The organism is Paenibacillus sp. ClWae2A, from assembly GCF_032452295.1.
In the GTDB taxonomy this organism is placed as follows: Bacteria; Bacillota; Bacilli; order Paenibacillales; family Paenibacillaceae; genus Paenibacillus.
The window spans coordinates 1,309,759-1,329,062 of sequence record NZ_JAULSQ010000001.1 but is presented as its reverse complement, the minus strand read 5'-3'; the positions used below and the strand labels follow the sequence as shown (position 1 = coordinate 1,329,062).

The following is a 19,304-nucleotide window of genomic DNA, read 5'->3' as shown; positions in this document are numbered from 1 at the left end:
ATACATCCCAGATGCGTACTCTGATTGATAAGTATAGCCAGCATGTATACCATGTGGCCTATTCCGTACTCAGGAACGATCAGGAAGCACAGGATGCAGCTCAGGAGGCGTTCATACAGATGTATAAGTCTCTCCCCGAATACCGTTCTGAAGGTTTCAAAACGTGGTTAACCCGAATTGCCTTTCACAAAGCGATTGATGCCAAACGCAAGCTGGGCAGAAGAACTGCTGAGGATCTGGGTGGAGAAGAAAAAATAATCAATATGCCCGGACGGGATGAAGACGTTCTTACCCGTCTTGTTCGTGAAGAACGTCAGGATAAACTTCGCGAACGAATTAATCAGTTGCCTGCTCAGCACCGTGACATTATCACTGCGTATTATCTAAGCGAAAAAAATTATGAGCAGATTGCCAGTGATGCACAGGTGGCTGTGAAGACCGTGGAATCCCGCTTGTATCGTGCCCGGCAGTGGATTCGAAAACATTGGAAGGAGGATGAATGGCGTGAGTAAACAGGAGAAGTATACCGCTGCGCAATGGACTGATTATATTGAAGGCCATATGAGTGAAACTCAAGCGAACCAAATGGAACAGCTTCTGATGGAAGATCCGGATGCGATGGACATCTATCTGGAAGCGCTTGGTATCCATGGAGAACTGCCTCCGCTACCTGACCCGACAGGGTTTGCGGATTCAGTCATGCATCGGATTGAGGGCATTCAATCACCCAAGGTACAACGCAAATCCCGTGCTGGACGAAACCGGCGCTGGCTTGATCATAAAGTGTTCCATTACGCGGTAGCGGCCTGTTTGACATTGATCTTCCTCTCGTCTGGACTTTTTGACAAGGTAGCACCATATCACAAGTTCCAGGATGGCAACCACAGAGGGTCTTTTACGGAGAAATGGACGGAGGTAGCCACTTCATGGCTGGATAACCTCAAGCCTAAACCATAAATAGTTTCGCATTGCCTGAAAAGAAAGGATGACGACTGTGCACTCAGATCGTAACAAATTACTCGCATTTCTATTAAACCTGATACCCGGTCTTGGTTTTATGTATTGGGGGCGGCCTACCAGAGCTGTGGTCTATCCATTACTCTTTTTTGGAACAGGCATTGGCTTCATCATGTTGGCGTTGTTGACTGATGAAAAGGAATTGATGATTGTCGGGTTCCTGGGAGCCATATTCTTCTGGTGTATCAGCATGCTGGACATGATTATTGTTCTGCTCCGTGCACCTTCTGCCCGAGAAGCATATTACAGGGGATATGGTGCCCATTACGGGCCACAACATCCAGGAGCAGCCTACCAGGGAGCACACATGGGTCAGCAAGGGCCTACGGAGCATATGAATGAAGATGAGCTGCATCAGCATCCTGGTAGTGAATATGGTCACCCCGAGGGTGGCTATGGTCAACCTATGTATCAAAAAGGCAGTGAGGGTGAACGATTCTTCACCATTTTGCTCTCATTTGTTCCAGGATTGGGACATCTTCATCTGGGATTGTTGCATCGCGGATTGTCGTTTCTGATGGCGTTCTTTGGTTCATTTGCCATGATGGTTTTTGTGGCTTCGATCACTAATGAATCGGTGTTTTTAATGTTCCTACTCATTCTGCCTGTAATTTGGGTATACTGCATGTTTGATGCGGTGCAGCATGTCCATCGTAAGCAGGCTGGTGAGGTGTTACAGGATCGGACATTATTCGAAGAATTGGAAATGGGCAGAGTAGCCGGACGACGCAGCAAAGTGCTTGCAACGCTTTTATCCGCTTTTCCAGGTGCGGGTCATCTCTATCTGGGATTGCAAAAAAGAGGCATGCAATTAATGTTCCTGTTCCTTGCAAGCATCTATGTTCTCGACCTGCTTCACTTATCGGTGTTTCTGTTCATGATTCCACTGATCTGGTTCTACAGCTTCTTTGACGGGCTACAGTGCTCCAGTCGTTATGGACGCGAGCCTTTGGTTGATCAACCAATCTTCAAGGACTGGGCCCGTCATCAGCGTCTGATTGGATTCGGGATTGCGGCGTTGGGTCTATATTACCTGACGATCCGGCTTGTAATTCCACAGCTGAATGAACTGTTCCCTAATGCATTTATGACATACGAGATTCGTTCCTATTTGAACACTGTCATTGTATCCTTGCTGCTCATTTTTGGCGGCTTGAAGCTCCTGTTTGGCAAACAGAGGGGAGCTGACACAGATCATGCGGTTCATCGGAATGAAGAACAAGCAGATAGCCTCTTTTTATTCAAGGATCGGGATGATCAACTGTAGAGTGACCTAAAGATTATTTACACTGACACTACGATGACAGAACAACCTTCTAATCTCTGTTATCCCACATAACCAAAAACACGCCAAGGGCTATGTATACCAGCCTCTGGCGTGTTTTTGGTTGTGCAGCTTTGATTTCGAATAAATGATTGCTATTTCGTAGCACCCTTCAGCAGAAGTTGACGGTACATCACTTCGAACAGGAACTCGAACGCTTCCAGATGACGTTTCGCTTCAAAAGCATCTTTACCCCACGCATAAATACCGTGGTTACGCAGCAAAATTCCTGGTACGTTGGCATCCAGTACATCCGGTACCAATTCAGCAATGGACGGAATGTCCGCAAAGTTAGGCAGGACAGGTACACGAATCTCCGCATTTTCTTCCCAGATGTTGAAAGCTTTAATCAGTTCGATGCCCTGGATCGGCACTTGACCATCTGCTCCAAAGAATTCGCTAATCAGGTTGTTAAACACGGTATGCACGTGGAATACAGCACCGCAGCCGGTCAAACGATAGATTTCACAGTGAATCAACGTCTCGGCACTTGGTTTCAACGTTGTTGTCTCAATTGCTTTGCCGTGTTTGTCCACAAAAAGGAAGTCTTCCGGTGTGCGAAGAGATTTGTCTTTGCCTGAGGCGGTAACCGCAAAATAAAATTGCTCCGGGTCAAAGTCTCCTACACGCATCGACAGATTGCCACTTGTTCCGGGGAACCAGTTACGGCTGGCGAACAATGCTTTAATATCTGCCAGTTCTTCAAGGACCTGACGTTTGTGTTCCAATGTAATCTTTTCAAAGCCCATCGTTTACAGCACTCCTTGTGTTTGCTTCTGTTTCATATCTTCGATGATATCGTAAAAGGTAGCGAATGGCACATGGTCCACACCCAGCTCAATACATTTGTCCGTCAAAATGGAGCGAGAGTAGACGAGATCGGCAATTTTGGCACCTTCAAAATCCGTCAAACTGTCTCCAATGAGGATTCGATTGTATTGATCTTCCGGGAAGGTACGAATCACGGTTGTTTTGCACATGCCGCAGCCGTTCTCACAAGGGGGCTGGCAAGGGTTCGGCCATTCAATCTGAATAGTTTCACCCGAGAAGTCAGCTCCGTTGCAATAGACATGATCCTGCGGGATATGAAATGGTGCGAGTAACGGTTCGATAAAAAAGTCCATACCACCGCTGGTCACATTGAATTCGATCCCTTCGCTGCGAACGTAGTCAAGAAACTCGCTGAATCCTTCACGGATCCCCGCTTGTCCAAGCACAAATTCCACAATTTCATCTTTCTGCGATGCAGGCAGAAGAGCGAACATGGCTCCAACACCTTCACGCAGCGAAATGTTCTGCTCGATCGTATCTTTCATTATGGCTTCAATGCCCTCAGGCTTGAAATATTTCATGATCGCTACGATGTTGTCCGAGAGAGTAATCGTACCGTCAAAGTCACAGAAAATGACTGTTTTTTTATCACTTCTCATCGTTCGCCACCCCACAGGTCCAGTGCGCTTTTCAGCTCCGGATGATCGGTTGCATATTGCGCGAGTGGAATGGAACGCTGAGCTGCCTCAATGGCTTGCAGGAATGCACGTCCGCCTGCCTCAGTGCCCATAGGATGTCCATGAATACCGCCACCAGCATTAACGATGACATCTGTGCCAAAGTCGCGCAAAATAAGCGGTACAAGGCCTGGATGGATACCGGCTGAAGGCACTGGCATACTGGTTCGTACAGGCAGATCAGCTGTCAGTAATTGCTCCGTGATCGCCATATTTTCTTCCTTCGGCATCGTTACCGATCCATAAGGAGAAGGGAAGAGCACCAGATCGGCACCCGCAAGACGCATCAACTGGCCAAGTACAACCGAAGCCGACATGCCGTAATGTGGTGAAGGATACAGTGCACCTGCAAGAGCAGGGTGAGCCATAATCGGCACATTAATATCTGGATCACTGCTGAGTTCATGCAGGACATCATATCCGTAGGACAACACATTGAACAACAAGGCATTCGCTCCAGCGCCAATGGCACGTTTAGCTTGCTCTTTCAGACGTGATGTAGGTCCAGTGAGATTGGTTGCATACAGAAGTTTTTTGCCGGTCTCCTGGCGTGCCTGTTCGGCAGCTTTCATGCAGACCTCGACTCTTTTTTCGATAGGTGTCAATTTATTTTCGAACAGAATCTCATCGTCCTTGATCAGATCAACGCCACCAAGAGCCTGACGAATAAATTGTTCACGCAGTTCATCTGCATCCAGCCCGATAACCGATTTGAAGATACTCATTAACAGTGGACGATCATGCACACCAAGCAGATCACGAACACCATTCAGTCCAAACTTTGGTCCCGGGAATGCACTAAGGAAGCCATCCGAGAAACCAAGCTTTGTTAATTTGATCCGGCCATCCATTGAGATTTTGCCAAAGACCGTCACGAGCAGTGCAGGGATATCTCGGCTGAAGTTGATATCGGGATATCCAATGGTAATGTCTGCGTAACGCTCACCTGCAGCCATGCCATCAGCTTCATGTACTTCTACACTTATTACTTCACCGAGATGCTTCTGCATCGCTTCACGCTGGGCTTGCGGCAATTCAGTCCAGCTGCCAACGGTCATGCCGATTGCGATGGACTCGGCCTTCTTGCGAAAGTCTGCATGATCATCATGAAGACGATATGTGGCTGTGCACATGTTATTCATTTTTCAAATCCCCTTCCAAAGCAGCTCCCATCTCCCGTGAGCGCTCTGCACAGCGATTGACGGCTGCGATTACATTTTCAAAGAAATCTCCTTCGTCCAGCGTTTTAAGTGCTGCCTGAGTTGCCCCTCCCGGGGATGTCACATCACTACGAAGCTTCATCGGTTCCAAACCGGTTTGTTGTACCATTCGTGATGCACCAAGCACCGTCTGAACAGTGAGATCACGAGATTGCTGGCTGGATAAACCACCACGAATACCTGCGGCAATCATGGCCTCCATTAAATAGTATACATAAGCAGGGCCGCTTCCGGAAATCCCTGTGAGCACTTCAAGTTTATCTTCAGGCACGATGGTCACGATACCAACCGCTTCAAACATAGTCATCACTATACTGCGCTGTTCATCCGTAATCTCCGCAGAGAAGGCAAGACCCGTTGCACCGAGTCCAATGGTACTGGATGTATTCGGCATGGTTCTGGCGATCGGCTGTTTACGACCGAGCAAGGACTGCATCGTGCGGATCGATAATCCGGCAATGACAGACACGATCAGTTGATCAGGTGATAACAACGGACCGAGTTCACGCAGCGCTGCGGCAGCATCTTTGGGTTTCATACAGAGTACAATGACCGGAGTTGAGGCAAGATGATCCAGAGATTGTGAGGCCGTTCCGGTATGTACCGCATAACGGGTGCTGAGCTCCTCCTGACGTTTCTGGTTGCTGCGGTTCAGCATCGTAATATCCTGAGGACGAACGACTAGGCGGGAGATCAGTCCGCGCACGATGGCTTCAGCCATCGCGCCTGCTCCGTGGAAAGTAATCTTCTGTTGTAGTAACGTCTGTTGCTCTTGACTCATATTTATCGTTCCTCCTATATAACTAGTGCTGGGATGTTATTGGCGAATCTGTCCATTGCCTGTAATCCGATATTTGGTTGATGTCAGTGCTGGCAGTCCCATCGGTCCACGAGCATGCAGTTTCTGGGTACTGATTCCGATCTCGGCTCCATAGCCAAATTCAAATCCGTCGGTGAAACGTGTGGACGCATTGTGATAGACGGCTGCCGCATCCACATCATGCATGAAGCGCTCTGCATGGGCTGTATCCCGCGTTACGATACACTCGGAATGTTTGGTTCCGTAATGTGCGATATGCTGCATCGCTTCGTCCAGGTTCTCGACCACACGGATATTTAAAATATAATCGTTGTACTCGGTCGCATAGTCTTCCTCGGTTGCCTCAAGGGCAGAAGGAACAAGACGACGCACCGTGTCGCACCCTTTCAAGACCACATTAGCCTCACGGAATTGCTCGGCAAGAGCAGGCAGATGTTCTTCCGCATATGCGGCATGCAGCAGCAACGTTTCCATGGAGTTACATACGGATGGACGTTGTGCCTTGGCATTGACGGCAATTTCGGCTGCCATAACTGGATCGGCTGATTCATCCACATAGGTATGGCAAATGCCTGCCCCAGTTTCGATAACAGGTACGGTTGCATTGGCAACCACATTACGAATGAGGGAAGCCCCTCCGCGTGGAATGATGACGTCCAGCAGTCCGTTCAACTTGAGCATCTCATCTACGGAAGCACGATCTGCATCTTCAACCAGTTGCAAAGCATCAGCAGGCATGTCTGTCGTTGTGAGTGCCTGATGCAGCACCTCCACAATTTTACGATTGGAGGACAGGGCTGAGGAGCCGCCGCGCAGAAGTACTGCATTACCTGTTTTGAGACATAATCCGGCTGCGTCTACAGTTACATTAGGACGAGCTTCGTAGATGATGCCAATCAGGCCAATCGGCACTCTTGATTTTTCAACATGCAATCCGTTTGGACGGGTGAATGTTTCTAGGACTTCGCCGACTGGATCAGGCAAATCTGCAATCTGACGTAATCCTTCAGCAATGCCAGCAATGCGCTCTTTATTAAGGGCCAATCGATCCAGCATGGATTCCGGCGTACCTTGTTCTCTGCCGCGTTCCAGATCTTCAGCGTTTGCCTTAATGATGGAATCCGTCTCTGTAATCAATGCATCTGCCATGACACGCAGGGCCGTATTTTTCTGTTCTGTATTCAATCGGTTCAGCTGTTGAACCGTGGCTTGAGCTTTGCTGGCTTTTTCTCTCACTTCACTCATCGTAATTCCTCCTCATATATATAAAGTTAAAATTTTAACTTAATATAGCTTCATGTTTATTTTAACGTAATCCATTCGTCTCTATGAATAACCTCAAGTCTGTGGATGCTAGCAAGTTGTTTCATCACTTCGCCACTGGGAAGTCCGGCAATGAGTCGAAGCTGGTCATCATCATAATTGACAATACCGCGACCGAGCAAGGTTTCATCCATGCCAATGACCTCCACGACGTCTCCTGCATGGAAAGTTCCAAGTACCCGCTTGACCCCTACAGGTAGAAGACTGTGCCCCCCATGGACAAGGGCTTCTTCAGCACCATCATCCACAACGACTGTTCCCAGCGGAGTAGACATGAAGCCAAGCCACTGCTTTTTACGGGATAACGAAGCGAGTCGTGTCTCAAAGTAAGTTCCTTTGCCCGTGCCATCAACCGCTTTCTGCATATCTCCTGGTTCTTTCACACTTCCCACGAATACAGGTACGCCTCCACGTGTAGCAACCTTGGCTGCATCAACTTTGGATCGCATTCCACCTGTGCCAACCGATGATCCTGAACCGCCGGCAAAAGCATAGATCTCAGCCGTGATTTCGGGAATACGGTCGTAACGCATGGCAGAAGGATCTTTACGCGGATCTGCGGTGTACAGCCCGTTGGTATCCGTAAGAATGATCAGATGCTGTGCCTTCACCAGGTTTGCAACTAATGCGGACAACAGATCGTTATCACCAAACTTCAATTCATCCACCGACACTGTATCATTCTCATTGAAAATCGGAATCACTCGCTGTTTGAGCAGTTCCTCCACAGTCATACCTGCATTACCCATGCGTTTACGACTGTGAAAGTCTGTACGGGTTAACAGAATTTGCGCTGTAGTAACGCGGTGCGCTGCAAAAGCCTGTTGATATGCCTGCATCAGTAACGCCTGCCCAACAGCCGCTGCAGCTTGTTTCTCATGCAACTGTTTGGGGCGCTGAGGGTAACCGATCTCCCGGAATCCGGCAGCTACCGCTCCTGAGGTGACCAGAAGTACTTCATGACCCTGATCAGCCAATGCTGCAATTTCTCCGGCAAAAAAAGTGATCGAACTGCGATCCAGACCGCCTTCCTCCGTTGTAAGCGAGCTGCTTCCAATTTTAACTACAATACGTGAAGTCATGGTTTCACTTCCTTAAACATGATTAATAAGTGCTTCTGGAGCAGGCTTTAGCGGGTACAAAAAAAACTCCCGCCCTTTAGTTAAAAAGGACGAAAGTTCGTTACTTCCGCGGTACCACCTTTATTGATGATTAGATCATCCGGCTTCATGCCCTGTAACAGAAGGCACTGTCCTGTACGTAACAGGCCGCTCAGGGGTAGGTTTCAGAGAAGAGCCGCGGTAAATTCTTTCAGCAGGGTGGAATTTACTCTCTGTGCGCGACTGATATTCTCTTACTGGTCCCGTCATCACGTTTCGTTCAATATTTCTTATAACATACCATGGAAACTTGGCATATGCAAAGGGGTTATCGTCCTGTAAATTACTTGAATAAGTTCAGCTTGCCAATCCGTTCCACAGCTTCGCGTAATCGGTTTTCATCACTTAGCAGTCCTGCGCGCACATAGCCTTCACCATGCGAACCAAAACCAATACCTGGAGCTACGGCCACCTTGGCTTCCCGCAGTAACAAGTCTGCAAATGAAGCGGAAGTATAACCTTCAGGTACAGGCAACCAGCTGAAGAATGAACCCGCTGGTTTCGAAGCTTGCCAGCCAATCGAGGACAGCGCGTCATAAAACGCATTACGACGGGACTCGTAACGTGAAACCAGCGAAGTGACACATTCCTGAGATCCAGTAAGTGCTTCCGTTGCGGCAGCTTGAATCCCACCGAAAAGACTAACATAGATATGATCCTGCAGCAGATTGATTTTAGAAACAATCTCTGCATTGCCTAGCGCGAATCCAACACGCCATCCAGCCATATTGTATGTTTTGGATAACGTATAGAACTCAATGCCCACTTCTTTGGCACCAGGGGCTTGTAGGAAACTTACTGGACGATGTCCGTCAAATCCAATCGCGCCGTAAGCAAAATCACTGGCAACTACAATTTGATTTTTAATGGCGAATTCAACCGTATCTTCGTAGAACGAAAGTGGAGCCGTTGCCGACGTTGGATTGTTGGGATAGTTGAGGAACATCAGCTTGGCCTTCTCCCGATCTTCGGCTGTAACAGCTTCATAATCCGGCAGGAATGCATTGGACTCCAGCAAAGGCATAAATGACATGTTTGCTTTGGCGAGTGCAACACCAGACCAGTAATCCGGGTAGCCTGGATCTGGAACGAGAACGGTGTCGCTGGGGTTAAGCAGGACCTGAGGTAACTGAACCAATCCGGTTTTGCCTCCGAACAGAATGGCTACTTCAGTCTCGGGGTCCAGATCAACGTTGTAATCTTCCTTATAACGTTTGGCGACAGCTTCCTTCAGGAAAGAGTACCCTCTAAAAGGGGAGTATTTGTGGTAGAGGGGATTCTCAGCCGATTCTTGCAGTGTTTTCACAATATGAGGCGGTGTAGGTGTATCCGGGTTCCCCTGACCCAGGTTGATCACGTCATGTCCACTTGCGATTTCACGATTTACATTTTGAACAAGGGTAGCAAAAAATTGCGTTGGCAGCTGTGTCATCACATCAGAAGTCGGTATCTTAAAAGCTGAACGAGCAGATGTACGGTCTGAATGGGTCATTATTTTCATCACTCCGGTTATTAAAAATGGCAAATAGTTCTCATTAATTTATCACGCCAATCCCGAGCTGTATAGAGGGAAATGCACTTGGTTATGCAGTACATAGGAGCAAAGAGCGGAGGATTGTACAAAACTGAAAGTGCTCATTTAGTTTTGTCCATTGAGCTGAGAGAAGCCTTGTTTTATGATAATATCCGATAATGATAATCAATATCATTAAATTATATTGCACTATGTATATGATACAGGGGGAGAAATAGAAATGAAAAAGGGCATTCGAAATACGGCAGTATTATTAACGATTACGTGGTTATCCATTCTGCTGCTGGCTTGTGGGAATCAGGCTGAAACACCTGCTGCTGGCGCAGATGATTCCAAAGCAGCCACAGGAACCACGGAGACTCAGACTGCAACGGAAGAGACAAATGAAGGTGAGACCCGGGTATTCAAAGATTGGACTGGTCATGAGGTTGAGGTCCCTGTAAACCCGAAGCGAGTCATCTATCATGGAGAAGTTACCGGGGATCTGCTCGCGCTTGGTGTTGTTCCTGTAGGTATACTTCGTCAAGATGGAACCGTATACGATGATCAGGTTGCTCAGGCAGAGGATATAGGGTTTCCGATCAGTGTGGAAAAGGCGCTAGCCTTGAATCCCGATCTAATCATTTTCTCGAACAGTGATGAGGCACAATACGATCAGATCGCAAAGGTTGCACCCACGGTTACATTTGATTCGTTCGGGTCAATAGAAGATCGTATGCGTATCCTTGGCGACTTGTTGAACAAGAAGCAAGAAGCGGAGGACTGGATTACGGCTCATCAAAAAGCGACTAAAGAGATGTGGAAGCAACTTCATGAGAACGGATTAAAAGAAGGGGAGACGGCTTCGGTATTCACCATGTATCCCGGGAATCGTCTGTTTGTCATGGCAGGTGCAGGATTGCCACAGTTGTTATATGGAAAAGACGGGCTGAAACCAACCGTGGAAATTCAGAAAGTATTGGATCAAGACATGGGATTCGTAGAGATTTCGACTGAAAAATTATCTGAATTTGCCGGTGATCGAATATTTATTCTGGATCCTGTGACTGACGATGCGAAGCAATCCACCAAGGAATTGCTGGATAGTACAATCTGGAAGAACCTGCCTGCGGTGAAAGAAGGAAAAGTATATCGTTTTAATATCGTAAAAGCTTCTAGTGATGCTCTTTCGAGGGAGTGGCTGTTACAAGAGCTGCCAAAACAGATGATTCAATAATGGTGACGAGCTAGTGAGGCAGCAGTAACACCTTTGAGTAATGCAGTTATAAAAAAAGTAGAAGGGGCCTTCAACATTTCGTTGAACGCTCTTTTTTGCTGATTAAAGTCATATCTGGATTATTGACCATCGCTCGCTTATAATCAGAGAATGATTGATAATCATTCTCATTTTAGGAAAACGAGGTGAACCGACATGCAGGCTTTGGATGCCGATGGGGGAGCGTTGTTCTTTTCAGCATTCATGTTTCGGCTGGATCATCTGGTACGACGAATTGAACCACCTGAACAGGTGATGCTGGAAGTTGCTTGCGAGAAACATGCCTTCCTGATCTGCGAAGAAGGGGATGGGCGTTTATATATTGGACATGAACAGTTTCCAGTTACTACGGGATGTGTTTATCCGCTTTCTCCGGGAGAGGGGTACCAGATTGAACATCGTAATAACTCGGAATTGAAATATATCGTAATGGCTTTTGATGTTATTCATGTGTTGACGGGTGATCCCGAGCTCTATACCCGCCCTGTATTTGAGCACAGAAACCAATTGAATGGTTATCCCTATGCTCCGTTAAGTGGGCTGCTTGAGCAAATGTATGTCATTCGGAAGTATAAAACAGATGCTGAATACAGTCATTTGAATGCACAGTTCCAAAAATGGATGGAGATGATTATTACTCGGTACACTTCTCCAAAGACGAAACAGAGTATGGAAGCAAGACTACACAGCACGATTCAGTATGTAGACGACCATTATGCTGAAGAAATCACTGTACAGAAACTGGCACGTCTTGCGGAGATCAGACCTGTACAATATACGACCCTGTTCAGACAACTTACAGGTCACAAGCCGCTCGATTATGTGAATCATGTACGCATCAAACATGCCAAGGAATGGCTACGCAAATCGGATGAACCACTTCGGGATATAGCGAGCCGCGTGGGGTTTAAGGATGAGTATTATTTCAGCAGGCGTTTTCGCCAAATGACCGGATTATCTCCCCGTCAATATGACAGATCGATTCAGCAGCAGACGTTGGTACAAGATTGGTTGGGTCATGATGTGAATATTCCAGTAAACCCAAAGCGAATTATGTATTACGGAGATTCCGCTGGGGATCTGCTGATGCTGGGCATTCAGTTGCTGGAAGATCGGACATATGATGCGGTCGCACCGGTTAATGTGGAAGCGGCTGTTCAAATGAAGCCGGATTTGATTATTTTTGACAGCAGCAATGAACAGCAGTATGAACAACTTTCCCGGATTGCACCGACGCTTGCTTACAATTCACATGCCTCGTTGGAAGAACGAATGCGCAGATTGGGCAACTGGTTTGGCAGACAACCTCAGGCTGAACAATGGTTAACCTCCTATGCGGAGCGTACTGAGCAGATGTGGGCGAAGATCCATACTGTGATTGAAAAGGGGGAAACGGCTTCCGTATTTACATACCATCGGGGTGCACGATTATTTGTTATGGGCAATATCGGGCTGGCGCCATTGTTATATCATCCAATGGGATTCAGGCCAGTTACCAAAGTGAAGGAAGCACTTGCGGCAGGCAGAGCCTATAAGGAAATTTCGGCTGAAGCGGTACGTCAGTACGCGGGAGATCATGTGTTTGTTATGCTGCCTGAGGAAGTTGTGGCAAGACAGGCTACAGAGATGCTGATGAAAAGTCCCAGTTGGCAGGCCCTTCCGGCTGTGCAGAATGGACGGGTATACCCTGTGGAGGAGTCAACTTGGAATGTGGGTGATGCACTCACGAGTGACCGATTGCTGACCCTGCTCCCTGAGTTGTTATGTGCAAGTTCATAATAAAAACAGGCTTGCAGTCCTCAAGAGGATCAAGCTATGATAGCAGGTATTACGGTTCAGAGGAGTGCTTGTCATGACAGAAAAACAACAGGGAGAAATGCGTGTAGCCCTGATTCAGGGCGATATTCAGCTCGGAGACCCTGAGGCCAATCATAAACATATGCAGACGTTGCTTGAGCGTGCGGTAGAACAATATCCGGATCTGGGGCTGGCTGTGTTACCTGAGATGTGGAATACCGGATACGCTTTGACTCAAATTCATGAACTCGCTGACCCGGAAGGCCAGAAATCTCGGGAATGGTTATCTGCTTTTGCTCAAAAACATCAAATTTCCATCGTTGGCGGTTCCATTGCCGAGAAACGGGATGGTCAAATATACAATACAATGTATGCTTATGATCGTGAAGGAAAACAGGTAACACGGTACGATAAATTACATTTGTTCCGTCTGATGGACGAGGAGAAATATTTACAGCCTGGTGCGGAACCTGAAATTTTTGAATTGCAGAACGGTCTTACAGCGGGTGCTTCGATCTGTTATGACATCCGGTTTCCGGAACTGGCCCGCACCCTTGCTCTCAACGGGGCCAAGGCATTGATTGTACCGGCCGAATGGCCGAACCCTCGTCTGCACCACTGGCGTACGTTGCTTACGGCACGAGCGATTGAAAATCAGATGTATGTGATCGCCTGTAACCGTGTGGGTAAAGGGGGAGAAACCGAGTTTTTCGGACATTCCCTCATCATTGATCCTTGGGGTGAGATTGTGGCTGAAGGTGGCGAAGGGGAAGAGATCGTGACCGGAATGATTCGCCCTTCCCTGGTGGATGAGGTCCGCGGACGTATTCCCGTATTTGAAGACCGTCGACCTGGCATTTATTTTGGCGAAAAACAAAAACTGAAATAAAATTCTTCAGAAAAAGTGTTTATTCTTCCAGGACGCGGGTAATGATAACTATCCCGTCACCAAGGAGGATGATCAATCAATGGACAACCATGTGAAAGATACGCTCAGGAGACTGGAACAGGATAACACAAGGGAAAATCACTTAAGGGCATTCTTAGAGAATGGAGCAGGAGGGCTATCACCCCCTGATTCAATTGTTCAGGACGAAGGCCGTGTAATGAATCAGCAAAACAGGCTGACAAGCGATCGTAATTTTCGTAAATAAACCGCCAAACATGAAGTTTTCTTATGTACGTTTCTACGTTAACATTATAAATTAGCATGAGTTAAACAACTTAACAAGCAACATTGTACTGGAACCAGTTACTATGATTGCGATGTAAGAACTCTATCCTGCGGATGCGGGAAACGAGTATATGACAAAGGCTTGGCCCATAAGTCATAAAAATGGCTAGGGACCGCCCTGTTTTCAAAATTGTAACACAAAAAGAAACCGTTCCTTCGTAAAATGGAAGTGCGACCCACCATTTGAAAGGAGACGGTTTCTTTGTACATTCAATATACCATGGAACAACTTTTCTTGCCAATGGATTTGGAGACAGATATCCCTAAAAATCACCTCGTTCGTGTTGTGAATGACGCAATCAATCGCCTGAGCGACTCCATTTTTAACTCGGTGTATCCTGGCGGGGGCCGCCATAGCTATCATCCCAAAATGCTCACTAAAGTCATCATCTACGCCTACACTCAGCGCATCTACTCTTCCCGGCAAATCGCGAAGGCCGTTCGCGAAAATATCATGTTCATGTGGCTCGCCGGGCGGCAACAACCGGATTTCCGGACCATCAATCGCTTCCGCTGTGAGCGGATGAAAGAGGTCTTGGAAACCGTGTTTACCCATGTGCTGGAGCTGCTGGTTCAGGAGCAATACGTGTCCTTGGATCACTATTTTCTGGACGGAACCAAGCTCGAAGCGAATGCGAATCGCTACACCTTCGTCTGGAAAAAAGCCGTCGTCAAGCACCAGGGCAAGCTGCAAGAAAAAGTACATACCCTGTTTCAAGCCATCGAAGAGGCCGAAAACGAAGAAGATGCACACCAAATTGGAACGGATCTGTCCGAACTTGGTGAAGCATCCACGCTCACGGCGGAGAAACTGGAGCAAGCCGTCATACAATTAGAGGAAAAGCTAAGCGAAAAACCGAAGAACCAAACCTTAAAAAAAGCCGTGCGCCAGTTACGGAAGGACTTGCTACCACGACTACAAAAATATGAACAACAGATTGAAACTGCCGGCGAGCGCAATAGTTACAGCAAAACCGATCCAGATGCAACATTTATGCGAATGAAAGAGGACCACATGCGAAATGGTCAACTGAAGCCGGGATACAACGTACAGCTCGGAACGGAAAACCAGTTTGTTTTGGGCTACAGTGTGCACCAGCGGCCCACAGACACCAAATGTCTGAAACCGCACCTGGATCATCTGGAAGAGCAGCTGGGCCAACGAGTGAAAACCGTCATCGCAGATGCCGGGTATGGAAGCGAAGAGAATTACAGTTATTTGGAAGAAAAAAACATCCAAGGGATCATCAAATACGGGACGTACCACAAAGAGAAAACGAGGGCATGGAAGCAAGCCGTTGGGAAAGTGGACCACTGGAGCTACAACGAAACCGAAGATACATGGACCTGTGCGGCTGGGCAAACGTTACATTTTCGGTATGAAAGTCAGGCGGTCACGGAGAGTGGCTACGCGATTCAGACCCGCCATTATCGAAGTGCAGATTGTAACGAATGTCCCCTGAAAACAAAATGCACCACAGCGAAGGGCAATCGGGAGATTACCGTCAGCCTCACCTATATGCGTCAAAAAAACGAGATGCGGGAACGGTTGCGTAGTGAGGAAGGATACACCCTTTCAGTTCAGCGCATGACGGAGCCTGAGAGTGTGTTTGGACAAATTAAAAACAACCGAGGATTCCGAAGATTCCTGCTTCGCGGCTTGCAAAAAGTAAGCCTGGAGGTCGGGTGGCTTTGCCTTGCCCACAATCTGCTCAAAAAAGCCACAATGACAGAAAAACGCAAAAAGGACAAAGCAGGATAAACCTCTGCTTTGTCCTTTCTTGAACGTATGAGTGTTATTTCTTTTTGCCTATACATTTTTTAAGGGCTTTTGAGACAGCCTCTTTGTTTTGTTTCAGTATGAAATGTAATCATATCTATAGGAGCAATTCCTTAGTCTCCCTTTGACAGTTCGGCCACGGTTTGTTGAAACGTATGGATGAATGCCTCGGCTGCCTTCGACAGCACTCTGCCTTGACGATAAGCCACAACAAGTGTTCTGCTGGGAGTAGGCTCAGCAAGCGGGACGTACACAGGTACGAATTCACTGCGCGGCGCACGGGCAATAAAGCGTGGAACCAGTGTAATACCCATACCCGTGGCGACCAGCGACTGAACGGTTTCAATATTGGTACTCTCAAACACAACTTGGGGATCAAAGCCGGCCTGCTCACAGAGATCAAATGTAAGTTTGCGGAAACCCTGTCCTTTTTTCAATACAACAAACGGTTCATCCCGAAGCTCTTCAATTCGCACAGGAAGCGGATGTTCCGGATCTGCCCTGCGTGCCAAAGGGTGATTCGGGGGAACTGCCAGATCAATCTTTTCCTCTCCAATGGCAACATAGGCGAGACTTGGCTCTTGTAAAGGAAGAGATAGCAGACTGAGATCTGCTTTGCCGCTTGCTGTCAATTTCTCAAGCGTAAGCCCGGAGTCTTCCAATAAGGTAACCTCAATCTCGGGATAAGCTTGTTGAAACGCAGGAAGCACGTGTGGGAGCAGGTGTGATCCCGTGATCGGCATGCTGCCTACAACGACTTTACCTTTGCGAAGCTGGGAGATGTCTGACATTTCCTGACGCAATAGCTCCACGGCATCTACGATCTTCTGGGCTTGTTCGACAAACGTAACACCCGCATGGGTTAACTCCACGGTACTTGTATTACGCTGAAACAGAAGTACACCCAATTCTTTTTCCAATTTGGATAATTGCTGGCTTAAAGAAGGTTGGGCAATATGCAGCTTCTCTGCTGCCCGGGAGAAATTGCGTTCAGCCGCAATTTGCAGCGTATATTGAAGTTGTCTGAATTCCATCGTCATTGGTCATTCCTTTCGTTATGCCACCATTATATCACTATAGATGAAGAAATCATTAATTTCGCTTAACCGCTTGCACTCCATCAGAAGAGTTGATATACTGATTTTGAAAACGCTTAATAAGAACCACTTACCCGGGTAAAACAAAATCAACGTTTTCATGTGTACCAGTTTCAAGTGTTAGTACGGAACCATTTCAAATGTTCATATTCTTTTTCGTTCATATAATTGAATAACAATCATCCAACGATGGCGTGTTACTGTACGGCAGGCAAGACCTAGATTGGGTGGGAAGAGTTTCTTTTTCCTACCCTTTTTAGGTCTTTTTTTGTTCCCATCAAGAAGAAATGGCGGAGGTGTCGTTATGAATTCCAAAAAGTTGGCTCAGGAAATTTTGGAGCATGTAGGTGGAAATAATAACATCAATCAAGTAATTCATTGTTCAACAAGATTACGTTTTACACTTAAAAATTCAAAGTTAGCCAATACAGAAGAGATCAAACGGTTGGATGGAGTCATAGGAGCCGTGGATAGTGGCGGGCAATATCAGGTCATCATTGGTAATGATGTGAGTTATGTATATAACGAACTGGCCCCGTTAATAAACATGGAAACGGCCAGTGATGAGGTTAAGCCTCCACGGGATTACAGTCCCAAAGGTTTGTTTAATGCTTTTGCCAATGTCATTGCAGGCATCTTCCAACCAATTATTCCGGCTATCGCAGCTTCTGGGATGCTCAAAGCTCTGCTGTTGCTGGCTACCGTTTTCGGGATTATGGCTAAGGAAGATCAGGCTTACGTATTTTTGAACGCAATAGCAGATGCAGGCTTTTATTTCCTGCCCATGCTGCTTGCCTTCTCCAGTGCAAACAAGTTCAAGGCTAATCCATATATAGCTGTATTACTTGGAGGCGTCTTGCTTCATCCAAACATGATTGGTCTTCTGGGTGGAGAGGAACCGGTATATTTCCTTGGCATGAACGTACCGAATGTCGCTTATGCGACTTCCGTCATCCCGATTATTTTGACCGTTTGGTTTATGTCGTATATCGAACGTTTCGCTGATAAAGTATCACCCGGTCCTGTGAAAATATTTTTGAAGCCGCTCATTGTTATCCTGATAGTTGCCCCCATTTCATTGATTGCACTCGGTCCATTGGGCACATATATCGGTACAGGGATGTCAGAAGGTGTCTTCTGGATACAGGATAAAGTAGGCTGGGTAATGGTCGTTATTATGTCGATGTTAATGCCATTTATCGTGATGTTTGGCATGCACAAAGTGTTTTATCCTGTGATTTTTGGAGCAATTGCTTCACCAGGTTACGAGACACTGTTCCTCGTTTCTATGCTTGCTGCCAATATGGCACAAGGAGGAGGGGCACTCGCGGTAGCGTTCAAATCGAAAGACCCAAAAATGAAACAGATCGCTCTTTCTGCCGGAATTTCCGGTATGTTCGGGATTACTGAACCAGCAATCTACGGGGTGCATCTCCGTTTGAAAAAGACATTTTTGGCATGCCTCATTGGCGCAGGAGCGGCGGGCATGTTCGCCGGAATCGTCAATCTGAAGGCGTATACAGCAGTTGGTCCTGGTCTTGCCACATTGCCGATCTTTGTCAGTGATGATCCCAACAATATTTTATATGCGCTGATTACGGTTGCGATTTCTTCCGTTATTGCATTTGTAGGCGTGTTCCTTATCGGGTTCCAAGATACAGCAGCAAGTGCGGAGTCTGGTAAAGCGGGTAAGCCATCTGCTGAGCCCGTTTCTCCAGTCCGTATGGATTCTCAGTCGCAAACTTCGGCTTCCGGCATGAAGTCCAAAAAAGTGGTGTTTGCTCCATTGGAAGGTAAGGTTTTGCCATTAAGAGAGGTGAAGGACGAGGCCTTCTCGCAAGAAGCCATGGGACAAGGTATGGCCATTCAGCCAAGTGTTGGCAAGGTGTTTGCCCCGTTTGATGGTACCGTTGAGACGGTGTTCCGTACCAAACATTCCATCGGTCTGAGATCGGTAGAAGGGGTAGAACTTCTGATTCATGTCGGATTGGATACGGTGAAACTGAAAGGCCAGCATTTTGATGTAAAAGTCAACGAAGGAGAACAGATCTCTCATGGTCAGCTCCTGATCGAATTTGATCTTGAAGCTATACAAGCAGCAGGTTATGACACCACGACCCCTGTAATTGTGACCAATTCATCGGATTATCTGGAGATACTGGGCAATGAAACTGCGGCGACAACAGGACCGGAGAAACCATTAATTACGGTGTTATAACCCGCTGAAATATGAAT

Annotated in this window: 17 protein-coding genes and 1 other annotated feature; of the genes, 9 read left to right on the top strand and 8 right to left on the bottom strand. The window is 47.1% G+C overall.

Features of this window, described 5'->3' with window-relative positions:
• Positions 1 to 11 precede the first annotated feature (11 nt).
• The 3 genes from QVE09_RS05475 to QVE09_RS05465 are packed head-to-tail and all read left to right on the top strand — an operon-like array spanning position 12 to position 2,284.
• Positions 12 to 512: an RNA polymerase sigma factor gene (locus QVE09_RS05475; RefSeq protein WP_315936012.1), complete on the top strand. Its 501-nt coding sequence runs from the start codon at positions 12 to 14 to the stop codon at positions 510 to 512.
• A complete protein-coding gene (locus QVE09_RS05470; protein WP_315936011.1) occupies positions 505 to 957 on the top strand; it encodes a hypothetical protein in 453 nt (150 codons plus the stop codon). The genes QVE09_RS05475 and QVE09_RS05470 overlap by 8 nt, the downstream gene beginning before the upstream one ends.
• A gap of 37 nt (positions 958 to 994) precedes the next feature.
• Positions 995 to 2,284, top strand: a complete 1,290-nt coding sequence (locus QVE09_RS05465) for a multi-tm2 domain protein (protein WP_397387000.1) — start codon at positions 995 to 997, stop codon at positions 2,282 to 2,284.
• 152 nt (positions 2,285 to 2,436) lie between these two features.
• On the opposite strand, the gene QVE09_RS05460 is transcribed toward QVE09_RS05465, so the two are convergent.
• The 7 genes from QVE09_RS05460 to QVE09_RS05430 all read right to left on the bottom strand — a co-directional run bounded on the left by QVE09_RS05460 (position 2,437) and on the right by QVE09_RS05430 (position 9,864).
• Positions 2,437 to 3,090, bottom strand: a complete 654-nt coding sequence (locus QVE09_RS05460; protein WP_315936009.1) for a methylthioribulose 1-phosphate dehydratase — start codon at positions 3,088 to 3,090, stop codon at positions 2,437 to 2,439.
• Between the two features lie 3 nt (positions 3,091 to 3,093).
• Entirely contained in the window at positions 3,094 to 3,771 is a 678-nt protein-coding gene (locus tag QVE09_RS05455) for a 2-hydroxy-3-keto-5-methylthiopentenyl-1-phosphate phosphatase (protein WP_315936008.1), read from the bottom strand.
• Positions 3,768 to 4,991 (bottom strand): 2,3-diketo-5-methylthiopentyl-1-phosphate enolase, encoded by a 1,224-nt coding sequence (locus QVE09_RS05450; protein WP_315936007.1) that lies wholly within the window; start codon positions 4,989 to 4,991, stop codon positions 3,768 to 3,770. The genes QVE09_RS05455 and QVE09_RS05450 overlap by 4 nt, the downstream gene beginning before the upstream one ends.
• Positions 4,984 to 5,850 carry a pyrroline-5-carboxylate reductase gene (gene proC, locus QVE09_RS05445; RefSeq protein ID WP_253438477.1) on the bottom strand — a complete coding sequence of 289 codons (867 nt, stop codon included), beginning with the start codon at positions 5,848 to 5,850 and terminating at the stop codon, positions 4,984 to 4,986. The genes QVE09_RS05450 and proC overlap by 8 nt, the downstream gene beginning before the upstream one ends.
• A 36-nt stretch (positions 5,851 to 5,886) precedes the next feature.
• Positions 5,887 to 7,134, bottom strand: a complete 1,248-nt coding sequence (locus QVE09_RS05440) for a glutamate-5-semialdehyde dehydrogenase (RefSeq protein ID WP_315936006.1) — start codon at positions 7,132 to 7,134, stop codon at positions 5,887 to 5,889.
• A 56-nt stretch (positions 7,135 to 7,190) separates the two neighbouring features.
• Positions 7,191 to 8,294: a glutamate 5-kinase gene (gene proB / locus QVE09_RS05435; protein ID WP_315936005.1), complete on the bottom strand. Its 1,104-nt coding sequence runs from the start codon at positions 8,292 to 8,294 to the stop codon at positions 7,191 to 7,193.
• 82 nt (positions 8,295 to 8,376) lie between these two features.
• Positions 8,377 to 8,591: a binding site (T-box leader), on the bottom strand.
• 64 nt (positions 8,592 to 8,655) lie between these two features.
• Positions 8,656 to 9,864 carry a pyridoxal phosphate-dependent aminotransferase gene (locus tag QVE09_RS05430; RefSeq protein ID WP_315936004.1) on the bottom strand — a complete coding sequence of 403 codons (1,209 nt, stop codon included), beginning with the start codon at positions 9,862 to 9,864 and terminating at the stop codon, positions 8,656 to 8,658.
• Positions 9,865 to 10,126: 262 nt separating this feature from the next.
• Between QVE09_RS05430 and QVE09_RS05425 the strand changes: the two genes are divergently transcribed.
• The 5 genes from QVE09_RS05425 (at position 10,127) to QVE09_RS05405 (ending at position 15,954) form a co-directional block, all read left to right on the top strand.
• Complete coding sequence (locus tag QVE09_RS05425) at positions 10,127 to 11,122, top strand: ABC transporter substrate-binding protein (RefSeq protein ID WP_315936003.1); 996 nt, start codon at positions 10,127 to 10,129, stop codon at positions 11,120 to 11,122.
• A 195-nt stretch (positions 11,123 to 11,317) separates the two neighbouring features.
• Positions 11,318 to 12,940 (top strand): AraC family transcriptional regulator, encoded by a 1,623-nt coding sequence (locus tag QVE09_RS05420; RefSeq protein ID WP_315936002.1) that lies wholly within the window; start codon positions 11,318 to 11,320, stop codon positions 12,938 to 12,940.
• 73 nt (positions 12,941 to 13,013) lie between these two features.
• Positions 13,014 to 13,847 carry a carbon-nitrogen family hydrolase gene (locus tag QVE09_RS05415; RefSeq protein ID WP_315936001.1) on the top strand — a complete coding sequence of 278 codons (834 nt, stop codon included), beginning with the start codon at positions 13,014 to 13,016 and terminating at the stop codon, positions 13,845 to 13,847.
• A 79-nt stretch (positions 13,848 to 13,926) separates the two neighbouring features.
• Positions 13,927 to 14,112: a hypothetical protein gene (locus QVE09_RS05410; RefSeq protein ID WP_315936000.1), complete on the top strand. Its 186-nt coding sequence runs from the start codon at positions 13,927 to 13,929 to the stop codon at positions 14,110 to 14,112.
• 282 nt (positions 14,113 to 14,394) lie between these two features.
• Positions 14,395 to 15,954, top strand: coding sequence for an IS1182 family transposase (locus tag QVE09_RS05405; RefSeq protein ID WP_315935999.1), 1,560 nt, complete (start codon positions 14,395 to 14,397; stop codon positions 15,952 to 15,954).
• Positions 15,955 to 16,085: 131 nt separating this feature from the next.
• On the opposite strand, the gene QVE09_RS05400 is transcribed toward QVE09_RS05405, so the two are convergent.
• Positions 16,086 to 17,006, bottom strand: a complete 921-nt coding sequence (locus QVE09_RS05400) for a LysR family transcriptional regulator (protein ID WP_036607891.1) — start codon at positions 17,004 to 17,006, stop codon at positions 16,086 to 16,088.
• A gap of 367 nt (positions 17,007 to 17,373) precedes the next feature.
• On the opposite strand from QVE09_RS05400, the gene QVE09_RS05395 reads away from it, so the two are divergent.
• Positions 17,374 to 19,287, top strand: a complete 1,914-nt coding sequence (locus tag QVE09_RS05395) for a beta-glucoside-specific PTS transporter subunit IIABC (RefSeq protein ID WP_315935998.1) — start codon at positions 17,374 to 17,376, stop codon at positions 19,285 to 19,287.
• Positions 19,288 to 19,304 lie beyond the last annotated feature (17 nt).

Bases quoted from the DNA above. Each gene is read 5' to 3' on its own strand.
- QVE09_RS05475 (WP_315936012.1), top strand. From the start codon at position 12: ATGCGTACTCTGATTGATAAGTATAGCCAGCATGTATACCATGTGGCC.
- QVE09_RS05460 (WP_315936009.1), bottom strand. From the start codon at position 3,090: ATGGGCTTTGAAAAGATTACATTGGAACACAAACGTCAGGTCCTTGAA.
- QVE09_RS05455 (WP_315936008.1), bottom strand. From the start codon at position 3,771: ATGAGAAGTGATAAAAAAACAGTCATTTTCTGTGACTTTGACGGTACG.
- QVE09_RS05450 (WP_315936007.1), bottom strand. From the start codon at position 4,991: ATGAATAACATGTGCACAGCCACATATCGTCTTCATGATGATCATGCA.
- proC (WP_253438477.1), bottom strand. From the start codon at position 5,850: ATGAGTCAAGAGCAACAGACGTTACTACAACAGAAGATTACTTTCCAC.
- QVE09_RS05440 (WP_315936006.1), bottom strand. From the start codon at position 7,134: ATGAGTGAAGTGAGAGAAAAAGCCAGCAAAGCTCAAGCCACGGTTCAA.
- proB (WP_315936005.1), bottom strand. From the start codon at position 8,294: ATGACTTCACGTATTGTAGTTAAAATTGGAAGCAGCTCGCTTACAACG.
- QVE09_RS05430 (WP_315936004.1), bottom strand. From the start codon at position 9,864: ATGACCCATTCAGACCGTACATCTGCTCGTTCAGCTTTTAAGATACCG.
- QVE09_RS05425 (WP_315936003.1), top strand. From the start codon at position 10,127: ATGAAAAAGGGCATTCGAAATACGGCAGTATTATTAACGATTACGTGG.
- QVE09_RS05420 (WP_315936002.1), top strand. From the start codon at position 11,318: ATGCAGGCTTTGGATGCCGATGGGGGAGCGTTGTTCTTTTCAGCATTC.
- QVE09_RS05415 (WP_315936001.1), top strand. From the start codon at position 13,014: ATGACAGAAAAACAACAGGGAGAAATGCGTGTAGCCCTGATTCAGGGC.
- QVE09_RS05410 (WP_315936000.1), top strand. From the start codon at position 13,927: ATGGACAACCATGTGAAAGATACGCTCAGGAGACTGGAACAGGATAAC.
- QVE09_RS05400 (WP_036607891.1), bottom strand. From the start codon at position 17,006: ATGGAATTCAGACAACTTCAATATACGCTGCAAATTGCGGCTGAACGC.
- QVE09_RS05395 (WP_315935998.1), top strand. From the start codon at position 17,374: ATGAATTCCAAAAAGTTGGCTCAGGAAATTTTGGAGCATGTAGGTGGA.